Origin of the sequence: Mesorhizobium loti (assembly GCA_014189435.1) — a bacterium.
In the GTDB taxonomy this organism is placed as follows: domain Bacteria; phylum Pseudomonadota; class Alphaproteobacteria; order Rhizobiales; family Rhizobiaceae; genus Mesorhizobium; species Mesorhizobium loti_G.
The window spans coordinates 624,982-646,131 of record CP050295.1 but is presented as its reverse complement, the minus strand read 5'-3'; the positions used below and the strand labels follow the sequence as shown (position 1 = coordinate 646,131).

General features: G+C 59.7%; 14 protein-coding genes and 2 pseudogenes. 2 read left to right on the top strand and 14 right to left on the bottom strand.

What is annotated here, in order from left to right:
• Nucleotides 1–4: 4 nt before the first annotated feature.
• The 3 genes from sctV to HB777_40070 form a co-directional block, all read right to left on the bottom strand.
• Nucleotides 5–2,110, bottom strand: a complete 2,106-nt coding sequence (gene sctV, locus HB777_40080) for a type III secretion system export apparatus subunit SctV (GenBank protein ID QND69728.1) — start codon at nt 2,108–2,110, stop codon at nt 5–7.
• Between the two features lie 419 nt (nt 2,111–2,529).
• A complete protein-coding gene (locus HB777_40075; protein QND69727.1) occupies nt 2,530–3,420 on the bottom strand; it encodes a hypothetical protein in 891 nt (296 codons plus the stop codon).
• A 404-nt stretch (nt 3,421–3,824) separates the two neighbouring features.
• Complete coding sequence (locus HB777_40070; protein QND69726.1) at nt 3,825–4,106, bottom strand: nodulation protein NopC; 282 nt, start codon at nt 4,104–4,106, stop codon at nt 3,825–3,827.
• 3,209 nt (nt 4,107–7,315) lie between these two features.
• Between HB777_40070 and HB777_40065 the strand changes: the two are divergent.
• Nucleotides 7,316–8,566: pseudogene (locus HB777_40065) on the top strand (hypothetical protein).
• A 268-nt stretch (nt 8,567–8,834) separates the two neighbouring features.
• The gene (locus HB777_40060; GenBank protein ID QND69725.1) at nt 8,835–12,359 is read left to right on the top strand and encodes an indolepyruvate ferredoxin oxidoreductase family protein; all 3,525 of its coding nucleotides are present in this window, start codon (nt 8,835–8,837) and stop codon (nt 12,357–12,359) included.
• Nucleotides 12,360–12,421: 62 nt separating this feature from the next.
• Here the strand turns inward: HB777_40060 and HB777_40055 are convergent.
• From HB777_40055 to sctJ, 11 genes and pseudogenes are all read right to left on the bottom strand, one after another.
• A pseudogene (locus tag HB777_40055) lies at nt 12,422–12,807 on the bottom strand (transposase).
• A 440-nt stretch (nt 12,808–13,247) separates the two neighbouring features.
• The gene (locus HB777_40050; protein QND69724.1) at nt 13,248–14,285 is read right to left on the bottom strand and encodes an EscU/YscU/HrcU family type III secretion system export apparatus switch protein; all 1,038 of its coding nucleotides are present in this window, start codon (nt 14,283–14,285) and stop codon (nt 13,248–13,250) included.
• Complete coding sequence (gene sctT / locus HB777_40045; protein QND69723.1) at nt 14,282–15,100, bottom strand: type III secretion system export apparatus subunit SctT; 819 nt, start codon at nt 15,098–15,100, stop codon at nt 14,282–14,284. Before sctT ends, HB777_40050 begins: the two co-directional genes overlap by 4 nt.
• Nucleotides 15,101–15,108: 8 nt before the next feature.
• Entirely contained in the window at nt 15,109–15,384 is a 276-nt protein-coding gene (locus tag HB777_40040) for an EscS/YscS/HrcS family type III secretion system export apparatus protein (GenBank protein ID QND69780.1), read from the bottom strand.
• A gap of 2 nt (nt 15,385–15,386) precedes the next feature.
• Nucleotides 15,387–16,052 (bottom strand): type III secretion system export apparatus subunit SctR, encoded by a 666-nt coding sequence (gene sctR, locus HB777_40035; protein ID QND69722.1) that lies wholly within the window; start codon nt 16,050–16,052, stop codon nt 15,387–15,389.
• Complete coding sequence (gene sctQ / locus HB777_40030) at nt 16,045–17,121, bottom strand: type III secretion system cytoplasmic ring protein SctQ (GenBank protein QND69721.1); 1,077 nt, start codon at nt 17,119–17,121, stop codon at nt 16,045–16,047. The genes sctR and sctQ overlap by 8 nt, the downstream gene beginning before the upstream one ends.
• A gap of 26 nt (nt 17,122–17,147) precedes the next feature.
• Complete coding sequence (locus tag HB777_40025; protein QND69720.1) at nt 17,148–17,684, bottom strand: hypothetical protein; 537 nt, start codon at nt 17,682–17,684, stop codon at nt 17,148–17,150.
• Nucleotides 17,660–19,018: a type III secretion system ATPase SctN gene (sctN, locus tag HB777_40020; protein ID QND69719.1), complete on the bottom strand. Its 1,359-nt coding sequence runs from the start codon at nt 19,016–19,018 to the stop codon at nt 17,660–17,662. Before sctN ends, HB777_40025 begins: the two co-directional genes overlap by 25 nt.
• A complete protein-coding gene (gene sctL / locus HB777_40015) occupies nt 19,015–19,638 on the bottom strand; it encodes a type III secretion system stator protein SctL (protein QND69718.1) in 624 nt (207 codons plus the stop codon). Before sctL ends, sctN begins: the two co-directional genes overlap by 4 nt.
• Complete coding sequence (locus HB777_40010) at nt 19,635–20,279, bottom strand: nodulation protein NolU (protein QND69717.1); 645 nt, start codon at nt 20,277–20,279, stop codon at nt 19,635–19,637. The genes sctL and HB777_40010 overlap by 4 nt, the downstream gene beginning before the upstream one ends.
• Nucleotides 20,276–21,145, bottom strand: coding sequence for a type III secretion inner membrane ring lipoprotein SctJ (gene sctJ, locus HB777_40005; protein ID QND69716.1), 870 nt, complete (start codon nt 21,143–21,145; stop codon nt 20,276–20,278). The genes HB777_40010 and sctJ overlap by 4 nt, the downstream gene beginning before the upstream one ends.
• Nucleotides 21,146–21,150 lie beyond the last annotated feature (5 nt).

Sequence of the window (21,150 nt, the reverse complement as noted above, 5' to 3'; positions counted from 1 at the left end):
CCTATCATCGAGCGCTTTGGCTGTCAGTTGGCGGCAACGCCGATATTGCGCGGTTTCCGTGACGTTCCAATATTGGTTCCAGTCGGAGCTTGATCGATCCGGCGGGCTGAATCGTGAAGTCGGAGGCGAGGTCCTGATAAGACAGAACAGCAAGATCGATCCCGTTTCGGCTTAGAAAACCGCGGACGAAACGTCGGACATCCATTGAAGTCAATACGACAGGGAGGGTCTGACCCGGTGCTGCGCTGGAAAGGATCTGACGCATCTGTGACAGCAGCGCTTCGCTTTGCCGATCCTCTAACACGAGATATGGGCCTGCGGCCGAATCCCGAACGGCGCTGCGCATGAAATCCTCAGTCTCACGTTCGATAACGAAGGCGGGCACGATTCCGTGTGTGGCATAGCGGTGACAGATCTGCCGCTTCATGCCAGAACGAACGTATTCCGTGAGCAGTGCGACGTTTTGCTCACGTTCGCTCCATTCGGCCAATGCCTCCAAGACGAGTCGGGTATTGCGGATGGGGATACCTTCATCCAGCAGGCGGCGCAGCACATCGGCAATCCGAGGGATCGGCGTGGTGCGCAGCACCTCCTTCACCAGATCAGCGTATTCCTGCTCCATGCGACCCAGCAAATGGCGGGTTTCTTGGATGCCCACCAAGCGCGGTGCATAGCGGGTCAAGGTCGCATGGATACGCAACGCGAGGCGTTCGCTGGGACGGTGATGCCCGATGCCGGCGGCATTGAGAGCCGGCGCATGGCTTTGTTCGACCCAGATTTTGTCCATTTCTGGATCATGCCGAAATGGGATGCCGCTCGATTCAATGCTCGCCAGATCGTCTGTGAGGGTGAGCTGTGTCGGATTAATCAAATCCTGTTCGACTGGCACGCCCTCGACATCTATCCTGAATTGCGACTCGGGCAGCTGCTGGTCGACCGCGACCGGGATGCGCGGAACGACAATGCCGAGATCGGCTGAGACTAGTTGCGAAACGCGTGCAATGTGCTGTTGCAATTCAACTTGGTCGATCGCATGCGTAAGGCTCGGCGCAAGGAAGAAGGCGATCGGACATGCCTCTGCAGGGACGGTTTCCTTCTCTACTGGCGCTGCAGTTCCAGCATCGACCTTGCCGGCGCCCGGCACATCACCCTTGACAATGCTTGCCGCGGCGAAGACTGCGGCCAAGATCAGAAAGACGGGCAGGGGGAAACCAGGAACGAACCCCATCACAACCAAGACGCAGGCCGCCAGCCGCAATGCTCGCTTACTGGCGGTGAGTTGCTTGACTATGTCCGTACCAAGGTTGGAACTTGCAGCCCCAGTTACGCGAGTGACGATGGTCGCCGCCGTAATTGAGAGCAGCAGGGCCGGAATCTGCGAGATCAACGCATCACCTATCGTCAGCAGAGTATAGTGATGCAGCACCTCGCCGAACGACATGCCCTTCGAGAGCAGGCCGATCGAAATCCCACCCAGCATGTTGATGAAGATAACCACCAGCCCGGCAATGGCGTCGCCCTTCACAAATTTCATCGCGCCATCCATCGCGCCATAAAGTTGGCTTTCCCTCTCCAATGTGGCGCGCCGCCTGCGCGATTCGTTGGCATCGATGTGGCCGTTGCGTAACTCTGCGTCGACCGCCATTTGCTTGCCCGGCAGAGCGTCGAGCGTGAAGCGCGCCGCCACTTCTGCGACACGTTCGGCGCCCTTCGCGAGGACCATGAATTGCACCATGGTCACGACCAGAAATATGACAAAACCTACGACGATATTGCCTGAGATTACGAAATCGCCGAAGGTGTGGATGATGCTACCTGCCTCCCCCTCGGCCAGGATCAGTCGCGTCGTTGCGATGGTGAGCGCCAGACGGAATACCGTGGATATCAAAATGACGCCGGGCAACGACGAAAAATCGAGTGGCGTGCTGACATACAGGGCGACCAATAGCAGCAGTATGGCCAATCCCATATTGAATCCGATCAGCGTGTCGATCACCATGATCGGGATTGGCATGACCATCATAGCTACGGCTAGAAGCAGCATCAACGCGACCATTAAGTCCGGGTTGGCCGGCGCACGCTCGATGAAGTTACGCAAAACGTTGGCCATCCGAGGCCCCTCTATGATGGTTTGAGAATTGCTCTGCTGCTACGCAGCTTTCGAAGACCCATCAGAGGGCATCGCTTGCGCTTGAGAACGAGAGGCAGGCGCGAGGACGTGCTTGCCAGGAGGTACCCAGTCTGTCCAGAACCGTAAGGGCCTCACCGCCGATGACCTTCGAGATGAACGCATACGCGAAAAGCCGCAGCAGCTGAATATCCCGAGAACTACCGTGGGCAGCGAGCCACAACCGGAGCAGCTAGCCTTTGATCAAGCTGCTCCGGTTCTGCCGGAGCAGCACAATTCGCCGTAACTCGTCCCGCGGGACGACGATGCCTTTACGCAGCGCACGATAGCGAGGCGACAGGATAGGTGGGGCAGCTTGACCATGGCATTCTCCTTAATATGGCCTGCGAACTTGGAAATCATTAATACGGGAGAGCAGCAAGGCGGCCATTTCGGCTGAGCAGCACACGACGGTCCTCGATCCGATCGACCATCCACCCATCATCCAAAATGGCGCCGACAAAATACTTCTCACCAGCGATTACAACATACGGCAGGGGCCCGCGCCAAACAGCTTCAACGGCGATTGCGGATGGCGCCTTCTCCTCTTTGATGACCACTCCATTGACCAGTGTTAGAGCGCCCTTCGTGCGATGATCGAACCACTGCTGAACCTTCTGCCAACGGATGACCGATGCAGACGTGACGGTCCCTTCAGCGGTCACAACACCCTTGGCCGAGCCGATCTTAATATTGAGCAGGCCCGCTTTGTCGACTTCCTGTTGCAGGTCTTTGGCCGCTGCCACGTTAGTCTGATCGTCAGCGCGGTTACTGCTCAGCTTGGACTCAAGGTCGGCACCAGGTGAATTGGCGCTCAATGCCCCAGCGTTGCCGTAGTAGGAGAAAATGGCCGAGAGCGCGCCGATCCCGAGAGAGCCGAGTAACACCAAGGCAAGCACGGAGATGGAAAGACGTGGTATGCCGATCCCACTGGCTGGCGCAGCATCCTGCACTGACCAGAGAATGGACATCGCGCCTGCATGAATGACGACCGGAAGGGGCACCACAACGCACTCCCCTGCCGCAATATTTCTGTTGTCTTCCATCCTGAGGCCGGCTGCAAGGGCCTCGACCTCGATCGAATTGCCAAGAAGAGTCATACGAAAATGATGCGGCGCGAGTCCTTGCTCGACGAAGATTATATCCGCATCGAGGCCACTGCCGATCAAGCCCGTTTCTAGAGCCGCCTTACCGGTCAGTCCGCAATAGAGCCCCGACAGAACTTCGAAATGAAGGGAAACGGCGTCATTCAAGGATGATCTCCCGAATAAGAAGAGAAGCCGCACGGCAATTGCCATGCGGCTCATCTTGGTTCCACACCGCGCCACCTGGGGGCACGTTCGGGGCTACTCTAGAGCCCCGCTTCCGACACTACTGAACGCGTTCGTCGGCCGCCTTCTTGATTGTGTTGAGGTTGGTCGTAAGAGTGCGCAGCTGTATACTCCTAGCCGTAGCCTCCAAGCTAACCGCCGTTAGCTCCGCGAGTTGCGCCTGGAACGCGGCAGCCCCGGCAGCTTTGGTAGCTACGTCTACAGCACCTGAAGCGGCAGTACCAGCCGCACTAGTAGCGGTACCTACTTTACTCATGTTGTTTTCCTTTCTGTTCAAACTGTGCCGTCACCAACAGCACGCACCTCCTGACGCGGACCATCCGACGTCAGGCATCCTCTTCAGTTTCTGCCATAGCATCCTCCGCTTCATCCATGGCATCGCTCGCAATTTGCAGCGCAACCGCACGAAGAGTGCTTTCGAACTCGCTTTGAACTGCAGCTTGGTCAGAAATGGTTGGACGATCCGCCGGTTCGCTCCCGCCAACCGGCCTGCTCTGACTAGAAGACCCGGTGGATCCTTGATGCGGCTGTCCATTCGAATGTCCACGGCCCTTTTGGGCCAAGGAAACACCGATGTTGCCACCTCCACTACCAATTGCTGCGACCATCAGTTACTCCGGCATCTGTTTCCATTGGCGGCGACGCGTAACAAGCTCAATCTCCTCAAGCTATGAGCGTGAGCTTTCGAGAAGCTGACGAGTCTCAACAAAATGCGGCGCTACCGCAAAATAAATGGTCGTGCACGATCTGGCCTTCGTGCGCGGCAAGGTCATGATGTGGACAGTCGGTTCTAGCGCGGCAGTTGTAGTGACGCGAATGATGTTGTCGCCTTAAGATGGCGCAAAGAAAGCCAGGACATGTCAGGCCGTGACTGAGCGCCCACCGTCGGTGCGGTCCTCCTCACAGGTGACGCCGGTTGCCGCCTGCCATCAGGCTGTGCTGTGGCCGTACTCCTGCTCTCCGCTCCCTCTTAGTCACCGATTGCACGCACGCGACGCCTGTTTGTGCCGGTATTAAACGTCTGCGATCCGTGCGTCGGCCGCCCAACCTACGGTGCTACTGCGTGCGCATCACCTGGATATCCATTCGGTCGTCCTACGCTTCCGGCGCGTCCAGGCTGCGCCACTGCGCTATCAATAGCCGCTGCCGGTCAGTGACCCGCCGGCCTGAGCGCGTCTGTGCTCCCCGCCTTCGATGCGAAGTTTTTTCAGCGGGCCACCAACGCAGCTTCGGGGAACTAAACGCGGTGTCCACTGGATCATTGCCATCCTTCTTGCGCGAGAGCGTTGACATCAAGCAGGGCGCCACGCCGGACTCGACGTGGCACGAAGAGAGGCGGCGGTTGCGTTCATTTGGGCCAGGCAGCGCTCGACGACCAAGCGTCTAAGGATCACCGACAACGCTGAACGTATCTCCCCTGCATCGGAGCTAGACCATGACTGGTATTGGCCGAACCGGGAAATCGCCCATTTGGGAACCTGCAGCCGACCGCATCAGGGGAGGGCACGGCTCTCGCGCTGATCTTGTGAGGAGGCGCTGGGGTAGACGCACGTTCATGGGTTGTGGCGGGCTGTCGAGCAGGACTGATATGTTCTCGACGGGAACGTCCAGGATCGCCGCAGTACCAAGGCCGCTAGGCGCCTGCTCACCGTCTGTTGAACAACAGGCCTGGCACCAACGCGCATCATTACCGACAGCTGCGCTCCTACAGAGCGACGAAACGGCAGGTCATCCCGGATGTCGAGCACCGCGCGCACAGGGGCCCTAACATTGGGCCAAGAATTCCCACGAGCCGCTGCGAAAGCGCACGAGCAAGGCTTCCGTTCGCTGGAAAACCTGCAGCACTTCTTCGATCTTCTCGACCTTCCGTAATCTGTTCGCGCAGCCGGCTCAAAGCGCTCCATCGCGTCAACGCTATCGCGGAATGGAAGTTATGGCCCGAGCCCTCGCCTGACATTTCCGTCTGCGCTCCCTTCACGTCCAACTAAGATACCCCAATCGCTAACGCATGAGCCAGGTCGGTTTTTGCGTCCCGAGGAGCCCTTCGTCAGCTAATCGTCAGCTAGGCGGTCTAGACCTGCCACGCCAAGCCAGCCTGAACTCAATGCGAAACATAGGAGTGCGAAGCGTCATGTATGGTCAATTGGTGGCTCGTCCGATGTGCACTACCCCCACTTTGGCTAAGCTGACCTTGGTAACCGCCCGGCGATCGGACGCAGAAGCCAAAGGCTTGCAGACATGGCTGCCCGGATGCGCTTAGCCGGAGCAGGTTCCAGCGGCAGCTCATTTTCGGCGTAAGTGGGCGAACAACCGTGCCGGTGAAGGCAGCAAGCAAGCCCACACTAGTCTCTGCTGAGGACAAAGAGCAGTGGTACAGGGCGCACCAAGCTCCCGCAGGTCAGGGCCCAGATCCACTACGGCTGAGCGACATCAGCCCCAACACAATGGGCGCATTCTTGCCAATATCGGAGATGTAATATGACGGGCATTGGTCGACCTGGCAGATCGCGCATAGGGAATGCTGGAGCCGACAGCACGTTGGGGGCGAGCAGTTCGCGCTCGCAATCCAGTGTTGCTCCTGGGGAAGGCAGTCAATTGTTCGGATCCGTTGTCGAGCGGATCCGCTCTGGGGCTCAAGATAGAGGGACGTCCTCCGCGCGCGGTGCCGATGATGCCCTGGGCGACGGGTCTTCCGGCCACTCCGTTGGCGCACATCGAACCCTGACTGCTGCGCCACGTGAAGCCGCTGCGCCACCTGCAGCGATTGCGCGGCAACGCGATTTTCCCTCAGTCTCGGAGGGTGGAGCCACGGCGTCCGAGGGCGGAGCTACGGCGCCGGTCGCCAGCCAGCCTCCAAGCTCGAGTGTGGCAGTTCCCACTTCTTTGACAGGCGAAGAAATCAACGCGGCAAAGCTACGAATGCTCGGCCTGCTTAACGAGCTTGACGGTTGCCGTAATGCGGCCCTGCGCGGACACAAATCGTGGGAGGAGGCGCAAGATCAGATGGATCGGCTCATCAATGCAGGCTCGACAGTTCTGAACTACTACGCAAGCCTGCCCCCGGCAGTGGCGCGTAGCATTCTGTCCGACGATCGGGCGCGTGAATTCCGCGACGAAACGCTCAATCGGGCGAAGCACTGCAACATGTTGGCCACCAATATACTCTACGCCTTGCGCGAAAAAAGGGAGGCTGCGGACGCGGTACTCCACAAGTTGCGCGCATCCAACACTCCCCCGCGACCCGCTGAGCCGAGCAGTTTCCAGTGTGGCGAAGCACTATGTGGCCCTCATGGAGTGGTGGGAAAAGAAGCTGCGGCGCTGCGAACGGATGCGGTCCGTCTGCGCCGCCACTGCCAACTTACCGAGCGCAACGGCCGAGATGCGAGAGGGCGAACAGGCCGCACTGCGCCTGCACACCGGCTGGGCAGCGAATTTGAAGGTCATGGTGCTGCAATCGCGGGTCGCTCTCGCGCAGATCAAGATTGAGCCGCTGGCGAGCACGTTCGAAGCAGCCGTGAGGGAAATCCTCATAGGTGAGGACCGGAAGGTGCGTCTGCTGGGGACCTTCATCAGCGACGTTTTTCCGGCATTCCACTCGACCGGCGACGCTGTGTTGTCCAGCGAAGGGCGCCCACTCGACGCAGAGCACTGCGCCGTGCTGGAAGGAGTCATGGAGCGGCTTTCGGAATTTGGATTGGCGTTGCACGACATGCTTGCCAAGTTAGGCGAGGACCGAACAGGTGCCGGCCTCCCATTGGAACTGTTGGGCCAGATCGTGGACGACGCATGGATCACTGCGGACGAGGTCATGCACTTCCTGGAACTGCAGCCGAAGTCGCCAGCCATCATTGCATCGCCGGCAGCCGCTGGTGCTGCAAAACCGGCCGGCACTGCCGGCACGGCTACAATCGCCGAAACCTTGGCACAACAACTGCAGACCAAAGCCATCATTGCACCGCCGGCCGACGCTCGCGCTGCGTTACCGGCCGACACTGCCAGCGAGGCTGCAGGGGCCCAAGGCACTGCAGTGGGCAAGAAACGGAAAGCGAACGGGAAAGGGAAAGACAGGCAGGCCGCTGGCGCCGGCACTTCGGCCGCCGGTGCTAGCTCTTCGGCCGCCGGCCAGCCGGAGCCGCAAGTCGCTGCAAACGACGGCGATCCGGCGCCAGCAGCCAAGGTTGTCGTGCTTTCCGATCTAGGTACGAAAAAGCTCGTGAGTGCGGAGGAGGCGCCGGATGCGAGTGCGTCGGTGGCGGCTGCACGCTTGGCGATCTGGCAGGCCCCGGCTTCGGAGCAGATGCTGGCACGGTTGGCCGAACTCCTGAAGTTCGATCTGGCTGGTCAGCAAAAGGCCGTCTCGCAAGCGCGCCAGATGAAACCCGAGAACGCCGCACACGTCGTGGACACCGTGGTCGAGCGTCTGCAGACCCAGGCCGCCGAGATGCAGGCCTGTCTGGCCGCGTTTAAGCAGCACGATAGTCTCCTCCGACTCTCGCCTTCGCAAGTACCCAAAGTGCACGAAGACACACAACAGCTCAAGAGAATGCTGGGCCAGGCGCAGGGACTGGCCAAGGCTTTGAAAGAGCAAAAGGCCACGATTACGATCGAATGCATGAAGACCTACGCATTTCCGTCGCAGAAGTACCTTGAACACTTGCGGCAGGCCAAGGAGTTGACGCCTGCGGATCCACCGGAGCCGTTGAGGGGGGAGCCAGGGACGCTGTTCGAGATCCGGCTGCAGCCCAAGGCGCTGCGCAATGGTGCAATGCCGAAACCGATGTGGGTGCACATCCATACGAAGGAGTCGGTACATGCGGGGCAGTTGGCGACGCTGAATGACGCCGACTTCGTCGCTTGCCACGTCAAATCCAATGAACAGCGCGGCCACAATCGCCAGTGGCAGGACGCCCGGGCTGCGATCGGTCACGAGAACGTCGTAATCCACCGCGGCAAGCTCACCCCTGCGTTCTGCAAGTCCCTGTTGACCGGAGGGCTCAGCGGCTACCCACGCCATCCGCTTGCCGCGGTGGAGCACCGGTCAACACCGGCCGCTCGACACGCGATATAGTCGGGGGCTCGCAGTAAAGTGCCGCTTGTGGTGACACCATGAGTCATACCTCCGAAATCTGGAGGCCAGAGGGTCGTTGGTCCAGATGCTGGCAGTTGAGCCTCTCTGGTCTTGAGCCAAACAGCGTATGCCGCGAACTGCACGGGTTGCCGGCCCCGCACCTCAACTATCGCAAAGAGGGCGAGCGGCGCTGGTGGGCGGAACACTCCGGCCAAAACTTGCCTGAAGCGGACGCCCGATTTGAGCTGTCGCGTCGAAGGAATTGCAGATGACGCTTCATGACATTGCGCTCGACGACAAATTCGACCTTTCCAAGGAGCGCATCTTCCTGTCGGGCGCGCAGGCGGTCGTGCGTATGCTCCTCATGCAGCGCGAGCGCGATCGCCGCGCGGGGCTTAACACCGCCGGCTTCGTTTCGGGCTATCGCGGCTCGCCGCTCGGCGGTCTCGACCTCCAGCTCTGGAAAGCCAAACGACAGCTTGCCGACGCCAGCATCGTTTTCCAGCCCGGGCTGAACGAGGAACTGGCCGCTACGGCCTGCTGGGGTACGCAGCAGACGGAACTGCTCGGCGAAGGCAAATATGACGGCGTTTTTTCGATCTGGTACGGCAAGGGTCCGGGCGTCGACCGCTCCGGCGACGTTTTTCGCCACGCCAATCTCGCCGGATCGTCCAGGTATGGCGGTGTGCTCGCCCTGATGGGCGACGACCACATGGCGGAATCATCCAGCAACGCGCACGCCACCGAGTTCGTGTTCGTCGATACCATGATCCCAATCCTCAATCCGGCGGGCGTGCAGGAACTGATCGAATACGGCCTTTACGGCTACGCCATGTCGCGCTTCGCCGGTACCTGGGCGGCGATCAAATGCGTCAAGGACAATATCGAATCGACGGCTTCGGTGGATGCGTCGCTCGACCGGCTGAACATCATCATCCCCGAGTTCGACATGCCGCCCAGCGGTTTGAATATCCGCCACGAGCTCGACCAGCTCGGCCAGGAAGCGCGTCTGCACGAACACAAGCGTGCCGCAGCGGCGGCCTTCATCAAGGCCAATGATCTCAATCGAATCGTCTATTCGGGCGGCCGAAATCCGAAGATCGGCATCATCACCATCGGCAAGAGCTATCTTGACGTACGCCAGGCGCTGGAGGATATCGGCGTCGACGAAGCCCGCGCCAACCAGCTCGGCGTGCGGCTGTTCAAGATAGGCTGCCCGTGGCCGCTCGACTTCGAGCACATTGCGGATTTCGTGCGTGGCCTGGAGAAGGTGATCGTCGTCGAGGAGAAGCGCTCGCTGATCGAAGTCCAACTGCGCGAGAGCCTTTACAACACGGCCATGCAGCCCATGGTGATTGGCAAGAAGGACGAGCGCGGCGGCTGGCTTTTCCCGGCCAAGGGTTCCCTCGACCCTAATGATATCGCGATCGCGCTCGGCGAGCGCATCGTCGAGACGATCGGACCGTCGGAGGAGATTTCTGCACGGGTCGCTCGGCTAAAGCAGTTCCAGGCGATGCTTGCCGACAAGAAGGACATTGGCGCGCGCACGCCCTTCTTCTGCTCCGGTTGCCCGCACAATTCCTCGACCAAGGTGCCGGACGGCTCGATCGCCGCAGCCGGCATCGGTTGCCACTTTATGGCGCTGTGGATGGACCGCTCCACGGTCGGCTTCACCGCGATGGGCGGGGAGGGCGCGCAATGGGTCGGCCAGGCGCCGTTCTCGAAGCGCGACCACATCTTCCAGAACCTCGGCGACGGCACCTACAACCATTCCGGCACGCTGGCGATCCGCTTCGCGCTGTCGACCGAGGCCAACATCACCTACAAGATTCTCTACAACGACGCCGTCGCTATGACTGGTGGCCAGCCGCTCGAAGGCAATCTGACCGTCGACATGATCGCGAGCCAGGTGCACGCCGAGGGCGTCGAGCGCATCGCCATCGTCACCGACGAACCCCGCAAGTATGCCGCCGCCGGGATAGGGTTTCCCGCCGGTTCCACCATCCACCATCGCGATGATCTCGACCTGGTGCAGCGGCAGTTGCGCGAGGTGAAGGGCGTGTCCGTGCTGCTTTATGACCAGACCTGCGCGGCCGAAAAGCGCCGCCGCCGCAAGCGCGGAACCTTTCCGGACCCCGACAAGCGCGTCATCATCAATGAGCTCGTCTGCGAAGGCTGCGGCGATTGCGGCGTCCAATCCAACTGCGCCTCGATCCAACCCGTCGAAACTGAGTTCGGCCGCAAGCGCCGCATTGACCAGTCGAGCTGCAATAAGGATTTCTCCTGCGTCAACGGCTTTTGCCCGTCCTTCGTCACCGTGCATGGCGCGAAGATTCGCAAGGCCGAAGGCATGGCAGGAAAATCCGATCCGCTCGAAGGCGTGCTGGAGCCACAGCTTTTTGCGCTCAATGGCGACGGCTGGTCGTCGATCATCGATGGTGTCGGCGGCACCGGCGTCGTCACAGTCGGCGCCATCCTCGGCATGGCGGCGCATCTGGAGGGCAAGGGCTGCGGCATGATCGACATGGCGGGCCTGGCGCAGAAGGGCGGGGCGGTCTTTTCACATGTCCGCATCGCAAAAACCCCTGAGGATATCCACGCCATCCGCGTCTCGGCGGGCAAGGCCGACCTCGTTCTCGGCTGCGACCTGGTCGTGTCGGGCAACAAGAAGGTGCTGGCGGCGGTGCGCGAGGGCCATACGATCTTCGTCGCCAACACCGCCGAGATCATGCCGGGCGACTTCGCGCGCTCGGCCGATTTTTCGCTGCCCGTGGAGCGGCTGAAGGAGGCCATTCGCGAGGCTGCCGGCGAAAAGGCGCATTTCTTCGACGCCACGCGCACTGCGTCGGCGCTGTTCGGCAATTCGCTCGGGGCCAACATGTTCATGCTGGGCTTTGCCTACCAGCATGGCGGGCTGCCGCTGCCGGCGGAGGCGATCGAACGCGCCATCGAACTCAATGGCGAGTCGGTCGCCATGAATATCGCAGCTTTCCGCTGGGGACGGCGCGCGGCGCATCAGCCGGATTTCGTCAAAGGAATGCTCGGCCGGCCTGGCCAGGCGGCGGAGCCCGGTATCGCACAGACGCTTGACGAGATCGTCGCGCGTCGAGTGGAGTTCCTGACCGCCTATCAGAACGCCGCCTATGCGAAGCGTTACGCCGATCGTGTCGCGGCCGTCCGCAAGGCCGAGCAGGCAGTCTTGCCGGGCTCCGCCCCGGTCGCCGAGGCCGTGGCGAAAAACCTCTTCAAACTGATGGCTATCAAGGACGAGTATGAAGTCGCCCGCCTCTACACGGACGGATCGTTCCAGCGCCAACTGGCGGCGCAATTCCAGGAATACGACCGGCTGGAATTCCACCTCGCGCCCCCGATCATGGGCCGGCGCGGCGCGGACGGAAAGCCAAAGAAATCAAGTTTCGGGCCGGGGATGATGAAGGCATTCAGCCTGCTTGCGTCGCTGAAGGGCCTGCGCGGATCAGCGCTCGATCTGTTCGGCTATTCCGCCGAGCGGCGGACGGAGCGCGGCCTGCTCGCAAGCTACGAGGCCGATGTCGACCGCATCGCCCGCATCCTGACGCCAGCGAAGTTGGAGGCGGCTGCTGCCTTGGCGTCAGTCCCGGCTCTCATTCGCGGCTACGGCCACGTCAAGCAGGCCAGCGTGGAAAAGGCTGCGGGAGAGCGGGCCCGGCTTCTGGCGCGCCTTGAAAGCGCAGAGGCGAAACCGGAGCCGGAACGGCGGAACAAGCCGCTTTCTGTGGCAAGTATAGCCCTGTACAATCCGACCTTAACGTAAAGATTGCCCTGGTACGCGCATGATCCTCTTTTAGGCGATTGTGGCAAAGCTTGGCTCCCGACGAGCTCGAACAATTTGCGGCGCGCATGCGCCCTGCTTCGAGTACCGGCGGCGCGTGGCGTTCGCCATAGCCGCCATAGGCGTCGGCCTGCAGGATCGCGGACCAGGTGCCAAGATGGGCCCGTGGATGTTCGGCACGCCGGTAGCGCGAATAATGAAACAGCTCGGCGGGCGGATCGACACCGCCGAACGCTGACATAGACCCGCAGCCTGCCATTATCGGCCTTGCCCTTGGCGAGGACGGGCACGTTTGTATCGCCGCCGTGCCAGCGGTCGGCGAGGAGGACATGAGGCTCGATCGACGATGGATGGGCACGAGCGCGAATGTGGCCGCGCCAACCTGGTCGGCGAGCGTCGGCAGGCTCAGCGGCACTCCTTCACGCGCAAAACACCCGGTCCTGGCGGTCTAATGGCCAAGGTCTCTCAAGTCGCCGCGATCGAGGTCGATCCGGTGATACGCCCTCCTGCATCCGTCTGCCCGGTGGCACTACGCGTGCAGGGATATCGGACGAGCCACCAATTCGACCATACGAGGCGGTCGCCTACTAGGCCGGCTTCGGCTACAAGGCGAAAGCCTTCGCGAGGATTGCCGCATCCTTGGGCTCAAGCCCATCCGCATCAAACCTACACGCCAAGACCAACGCAAGGCCGGGCGCTTCATCAAGCGTGGTCTTGGGGAATAGGCCTATGCCGTCCCATGCCCGACTTCCCAGCGCCGTCGAGCCGCCTGCCTGGCTTAATGGCTAGTGGAACAGTCCCGCAGCCTAAACCCACAACGCCAATCAGCAGACTCGGCCTCACCGAGGACAGCCTGTTGAGGCGCCACATCTAGGCTAAGCCTGCGGCGAAGAGTGCTCTCGCGACGGGCTCGAAATGTTGCCTGGGAACGGCGTTGCCCAGTTTCGTCGCGCTGATGAGCTGATGCGCTAGGACATGATCATCAACAATAGTGAGATGTAGGGCCTGCGCCTCACAGAACATGTGCGAAGCGGCCTCGCCCTCGGCGCGGCAAACTAGGACCGGCACCCCGGTCTCACCACGAATGTAGCGAAGACCGACCAGTATCGCCTTTCCTCTGAAGATCAACGTGGCGCGATTCAACCCAAGCGGAGGCTCGCCAGCCGTCTCGTCGCGGATGCGACGCCGTTCACTCTTCAACTCTGGCGTCCCCTGCTGTTCCTTCAACTCGCGCGTCACTTCGGTCTTGGTCATGCGCATTTCGCGCAGAAACAACGAACGCTGCAACAGGAGATCGATCAGCCCGCCCACCAGAAGTGCACCGGCGCCAATCCCCATCAGCAGTTTCGCCTCCGTAAAGACCAAGCCGAGACAGCCCATGCCGCAGACTGGCAGATAGATCACCGTCTTCCACATGCCGAAAAGCAAGATAAGAAAGGTGGTGCTGAGGACCACTACCTTAAACAGTGTCTTCCCAAGCTCGACTGCTGAACGCGCAGACACCATGCGTTTCAGCCCTTGAAAAGGGTCAATCTTCTCAAACTTGGGCTTCATAGGCTCGAGAGAGAAGACAAATCCACCATTGGCTATCAATCCCGCCAAAATTACCGCGGCGACGAGAGCTCCAAGCAGCGGGCCAACGGCCCCCAGGGTGAGTTCGATCAGCAGGACCAATGCCTGCCGGACCGCGATATCGAAAGGAAGGTTCTGCAGCTTGTCGACCAATAATAGCGCTTCCTGGCATTTGTCTTCGATCACGCTCCCTCTCAGCCAAAGGTAGCCGAACCCAGCGCAAGTGCCGGCCGCGCGGACGAAATCGGCGCTGCGCGGTATCTGCCCGTTTTTGCGCGCTTCCCTTAGCTTCGTCGGGGTGGCGGCGTGATTCTTTTCTTCACTCGTGTCGCTCATTTCAGCAACTTGCCGAACCACTCAAGCGCGCCATTCGCTTGTGCAATCTCCAGTTTCATGCCCTCGACCAGATAGGCGGTGTAGGTGACCATGATAATCGGAAAGCCGATATTCTTGAGCGTCGGGGACAGTTGGCTCGACTTGAATTGCGGCGCAAAGCGACGGAGTATCATCATTGATACATCCACCAGCAGCAGGAAGATCACTACAGGGCCGGAGACCAATAATGTCGTGCGCATAATGTGGTCGAGGAGCCCTAATAGCTCCATTGCTCCTTGCGGGCTCAATGTGGGGTGAAACCGAAAAACGGGCCAGATCAGGTAGCTGCCATAAAGAGCACTGATGACAGCCTCCATACCTCCTGATGCGACGAAGATCGTGATTGCAGTGATCCCGAGAAAAACGCCCATAGCGGAAGCCTGGCTGTTCGTTGCGGGGTCGGTCGGAGCGGACGGGCTGGTGATGCCACGTTGGTTATCGATAAACTCACCAGCCGCCTGAAGGCCCCATAGGGGGATGCCGAGCAAAGTGCCAAGTAGCACGCCGACAAAAACCTCCTTCAAACCGAGCAGAGTTACATGGATTAGAACCGTTTCAGGATCCAGCGCGCGCAGCCCGTCGCTCACCTGTGCCAAGCACGGCAGTCCGAAGGCAACAGCCAGGCAGCTGCGGATCAGCCCACCGACCTGAGATCGTGTAAATACAGGAAGTACCAGCATAATGCCTATCGCGCGGGCTGCGCCAAGACTGGCCGCAACGACGAGCTCGAGAGCCGCATGGATCAGGATTTGAATCTCGCCCGATGACGCATACATGGCGGAGGCTAGTAGCTTGGTGTCATTGCGGGAAACTCAGTAAAGATCTGGTCGGCAAGCTCTATGAGCGGGGCGCTGAGCACAGGGGCAAACAGGCCAATTACCGCGACAACGACCAGAAGCTTCACCGTGAGCGGCAAGCTTTCATCCTGAATCTGCGTTGCCGCCTGGATGATGCCAATGCCCAGGCCAACAACCACCGATGCAATGAGCGGCGGCAGAACCCAGATCATGAAAACCATCAAAGATTGGCTCATAAGTGTGACAATAGTCGATTCAGTAATAGTTAACCTCCCGGTATCGTGTAACTCAACACAAGTCCGTGCATCAATCTCGACCAGCCATCAATAGCGACAAACAAAAATAGTTTGAAAGGTACAGATATAACCGTCGGGGATACCATTGACATGCCCATCGCCATCAAGATTGTCGTTACGATAAGATCGATGACGATAAAGGGCAGATAAAGGAGAAAGCCGATTTCGAATGCACGCTTGAGTTCTGAAATTAGAAAAGATGGTACGAGAATGGCAAAATCATCAGGTGTGGCTTTGGCGCGCATTTCCTCTGGCCAGACTTTTTCAGTCGAGGAAAGGAAAAATCGCCGCTGCTCTTCGTTCGTGAACTTCTTGAGATGATCGCGCAAGGGTTCACTTCCTTCTTGAGCGGCGCTTATCCAGTCATCGATCGTCTGATAACGCAGTTTCGGATCTGTGAGGCGATCATAGGTCTGTTCAATAACAGGCGCGCTAACGAACATGGTGAGGATCAATGCCGCGGCGTATAGTACCACGTTCGGTGGTATCGTCTGGGTCCCGAGCGCATTGCGGACGAGGAATAGAACAACCGATACCTTTACGAACGCCGTCGTCGTGGCGACTGCTAAAACCAGCAGCCCGAGTCCGGCGGTAACCGCAAGAAGCGTCAGGATGGCCGGCTGAATCTCAGTCATTGCATGCCAATCTGCCGCAGAGTCTGATGCCCAACTCATCTCCGATGCGCACAATGTCGCCACGCCCGATACGCCGACCATTAGCAACTATGTCGACTGGACCATCGATCGGCCGACCAAGTTCGAAAACATGTCCTTCGCCGGCACTCCTCAATTCTCCTAGAGGGATAGGCCAGCGGCCGCATTCAAAGACAAGCATGATCTCGATTTCGTCGAGATCGGCTTCCGACGGCCCTAGTTGAGATTCGGGTTGTTTCATATGCGCATTCTCCAACGGGCACGATCGCGGGCGGAAAGGCGCCCGCAGGATTAGGTGGTCGCCCTCATGATCTGCCTCGGTCCATAACTGACCCACTGATAGGGTGATCTGGCCACGGCCGAACGGCGCTATGTCTGGTATCAGAGCATCACCGGCACATGCTCTTCGAAGAAGCGCCGCCGGAACGCGAAGCGTGCCGATCTCTCCTGCAACTATGACCGGAAGCTCTGTGGAAAGCCCGCGCGGCTGTCGCGGCAACTGCCCAATCAGTCCGCCCAAAGCGCGGAACGCAGTCGGCACCAAGCCATCAAGAGGCGAGAACAGGCACAGACGACCCTTGCCACTGACGGGACCGAAGACGATATCCAGATCGAGATAAGGTGCCGGTGTCATGGCTTCACGCACGCAAAGGAGGTGCACGCTCCGCTGTGTCCTATGCTCCAGGCGAGCTATCAGCGGCTCGAGTGCAAGTTCGAGAATGAGCGAAGCAGTTGGCTCGGAAGGGAAAGCAAGGTCACTCTGCACTGTCGAGACGAGCGCCTCTACAAGCGGTCGGGACAGCGACAAGACGACCATTTCACCTCCCACCCGCCAAATGCAGTCAAGCATCGGAATGGCAGTAGGTTCCTGCTGCCACACAACTCCGCCCATCCGCAGCGATAGCGACTTGTCGCCGATCCGGCTCTGAAACGGCGTGCGGGAAGTCGCTATATCATTGAGCCACGAGGCGACCTCGTGGGACAGTGTTAGCGCTGGTTCGAGTATAGCGGGTCTGACCACAGTGGTTACCAAAGCGGCTCTAAACTGCACGAGCGCGTCATTCACAGAACCTGCGGTTATCGGATCTGGTTGCGCGACATCTGGGCGAGAGAAACCCTCCCATACCGAAGCAACATTTCATCGTCGGCCTCTATCTCGCCTGCGGCATCCGACTGAATATCGACGGCGCGCCTGACGTCATCGTCGATTTGTTGCCATTTGTGCGTTGCCGCCGAACATCTGACCCATAGCTCCCTCTTCTCAGATGCCGCTATCTCGGCCTCTTCTTGAGCAAGGCGTGCATCATCAAGCATCTGGCGTTTGAAAGCGATCTCAGCCGCAAGCCGGTCAATACAAAGGTCGTGACGGTCGAGTGCTGCGCTGGACAAGCTGTCGAGCGTCATCAGCTCTTGGTAGAGCGCTGCTTCGGCCGAAGCGCAATGTTGCTGTGCGATTGCAAGCCCCTGCGAGGCATTGTGTACGGCTAAGGTGGCCATATGGCGCTCGGTTTCCTTCTTGGACAGCTCCCTACGGGCACCACGCTCTTGCATTTCCTTCAGGAGCCGTAACCTCGAGGCCTGAACACGATTCACGCGGTCAGACGCGACATCCATGCGACCGTCTCCTCGAAATGCGACGCCTCGCCTTCGGTCTGGCACAAAAATTCCCTCAGCTCGCCAATCGACGCGACAGCCCGGTCAGTTAGGGGGTCGCCGCCTTGCTTGTATTCGCCGACATTGATCAAAAACTCGTTCTCGGCATAGCGCGACAGGAGATCGCGGAAGAAGGATGCTGCCTTGCGATGTGTCCCAGAAACGACCGCATCCATCACGCGGCTGCGACTCTGCAGCACATCGATAGCGGGGAAATGCGATCGCGCCGCGATAGCGCGTGAGAGGACGACATGGCCATCGAGAATGCCGCGCGATTCCTCGGCGATTGGATCACCTGTGCCATCACCTTCGACAAGCACAGTGTAGAAGGCCGTGATCGAGCCGCGCTCACCCATGCCGGCCCGCTCCAGCAGGCCTGGCAGCATGCCAAACACGGAAGGAGGAAAGCCCCGTCGGGTCGGCGGCTCACCAGCAGCGAGGCCTATTTCTCGCATGGCGCGGCAGAAGCGCGTCAGCGAGTCCATCATCAGAGCGACGCGTAGTCCCTGTTCGCGAAAATATTCGGCGAGCGCAGTCGCCATAGGAGCACATTGCGCCCGCTCCACTGCTGAGCGGTCGGACGTTTCAACGACAACGACCGTACGGCGCAGGCCGGCCTCCCCAAGATGCCGCTCGATGAATTCACGAACTTCACGTCCGCGTTCGCCTATGAGGGCGACAATGACAACGTCAGCGGCGGCACCTTTTACGATCTGCGACAATAACGTCGACTTGCCACAACCAGGCTCGCCATAGATCCCGATTCGCTGGCCCTCGCCGCATGTCAGGAGACCATCCAGGGCACGGACTCCGAGCGGGAATGGCCGCTCAACAATGCGCCTTGTCATCGGATTGGGTGCCCTGCCGCGCAGCGGACGAGTTTCGGCCGTTTTAACTTCGCCTTTGCCGTCAAGTGGACGGCAACGGCTGTCAATCACGCGGCCGAGCAAATCGGGGCCGACTGGCACTTCACGCATTCGTCCGGTGGCCACGACTTCTGTGCGGCTGGACAGGCCGACCAAGTCGCCGATCGGCGTAAGCAACACCCCATCATCCAACAGGCCGATCACCTCGGCTTCCAGCGACAGTCCGGTTCGCGGATCCTGTAGGAGACAAATTTCCCCAATACGAGTGTCCGGCAAGACAGCATGGACCAGTGTACCGATAGCCCGTGTGATCCGTCCGCGCACCACACGCGTGTCGATTTGCTTTGCTGCAGACCTCAAAGACGAGATCGCCGGATCGGGAGCCCGGATGCCAGCGAAATTACTATGCTCTGGTACCGGTGTGGTCACGGTTCGCCTTCCTCAGACAGCAACCCGAAGCCGAGACGCAGCGCGCGCATCTGTGCGTCAAGTCCCAGATCGACATTGCCATACTCGCTCCACAGCACGCACTGTTGAAGCGACAACGTCGGATCCGGATCGATCCGAACCCTCGGCCGACCCTCCCTTCCGTCGCATCCAGCAAACTCGCGCGCGAGCATATCGACTTGCATGGGGCATACATGAAGGCAAACTTCCGCGCCGCTGTATTTGCGCTCAATGGCGTGACGAACAGCCCTCACCAACAGCTCACCCGGGTCGAAAGCGCCCAGAATATCGCTTAGGACCTCCATCACGAGCTGTGGCAGTTCCTGCTCCAGAACCGCCTTTCGTTGCGCCACTTCGGAGACTGTCCCCGCAATCAGCCGTGCCAATTCCTCCGCGCCTGCATTCAAACCCTCGATTTGGCCGCGCGCCCGCTCACGCTGATAAGCGGCGCGTGCCCAACTGCGAACCCGCTGCTGATGCCGTTCTGCCGCAGCGCGCGCCTCTGCGGCGCACTGCCAGATTTCGAGCTCACTTGCCGGTATCAGTGGCCCAACTGGGCGCATTTGCGGTGCGACGGGCGCCGCGGAAACATCGGCTGTCATAGCGCCGGGATCTCCGACTCAAAATGGGCTAGCACGAGCGAAAACAACTGGCCTGAGGCATTGCCGTGCTCGGGCGCTGGATTCTCGGCGGCTGTCCCGAGGGGCAACCGTAGAAGCACGCGGTTACGCTCAAGCACTGGACTCTGATCGAGCCAAGCACCAAGGCAGGCATGTCCATCGTGTTCAATTTGGAGCGCGAGTTTTTTCGGATCAGCGATCAAACTGCCTGTGATCGCATACGCCAGATGTCGGATGCCAAAAGCGTGCGCATCAGCGCCGATATGTTCAACTAGCACCGTGAGGTGACGTTGTGAAACAAGCTTCAGCAGCGAACGAGCATGCCAAACACTGCCCGCAAAGAGGGCAGCCCGACTCGGGTCATGCCCCTGCAGAAGATCCGGCCCCCAGCCGCATCCGTTCGAATCCGTGTCATTGTCAAGCAGCAATTCTGCCAATTTTGGCTGCAGCCTGGCACAGGTCTGCAGCTGCACCACTGTCGCAGCCGTTAACGTCGGATCCAGACAGGCGGCAATACGAGTCGGATGGGCCGAAGCAGCAAGCTTGCTCCAGTACACGGAACGTAATTGCGACGAATGATCGCGATCGCTAGTCTGCATCGAAATGGGCATTGAGAATATCACCTATGCCGCACGGCCAATGATTTTTTTCGAATGGCCTCGACAACGGAAACACCCGAGCGGCCCCCGATCTTGGATAATTCGCCCGATGATTGTCTGCGCCGATGCCGAAGAACACTTGCTAAGAGATAGCACGCCACAGCGAATACAGCTGCGGCAACACCAATCACGATCGCCAGAAGTGGCGCAGGAAAGGATTTAGACGCTTGGGCCAACGCAGTCGCCGGTACGGAGGGTTGCTCATGTACGGACCGTTCCACTGGCACCAAAACCACTTCGACCTTTTCGTAGGACAAGCCTTCGATGCTGTCGGCGACGAGCATCTTTATTTTCGGCAGCAGAACGGAAAGATTTGCTTTGGCGTCGTGCCGGATAAAGACCGAGGCCGAGGATGGCGTGCCGCCCGCTCGTAACAGGTCGTTATTCGGCAGAACGACATGAACACGTACTGAGAAGACGCCATCAATATCGCTGATCGTGCGCGACAACTCTTCGCTCAGAGCATAAACGTAACGGGCACGCTCCTCGGTCGGCGAGGCAATCAGTCCTGATCCTTCGAATATCTCGCCGATGTTCTTGAAAGACTGGCGCGGCAGCCCCTTGGCATTCAAGAGGTTGATTGAGAAGGCAATGAGCTTTTCGTCGACCTGGATCGTGCTGGTCCCGTCCTTAGCGGCAACCCGGACCGCGTCAACTCCGTTGTCTATCAGAAGCGCCAGCATCTCATTCGCCTCGCGCTCCTGCAATTGCGTGTAGAGATCGACCTTGCAACCACTCAAGGCGAAGAGAAGTGGCAGCACGACAAAATGAAGCGATCGCCGACCAGACGGGCGACTACGCATGATTTCGCCATGGGCTAAGCCAATCATTCGCG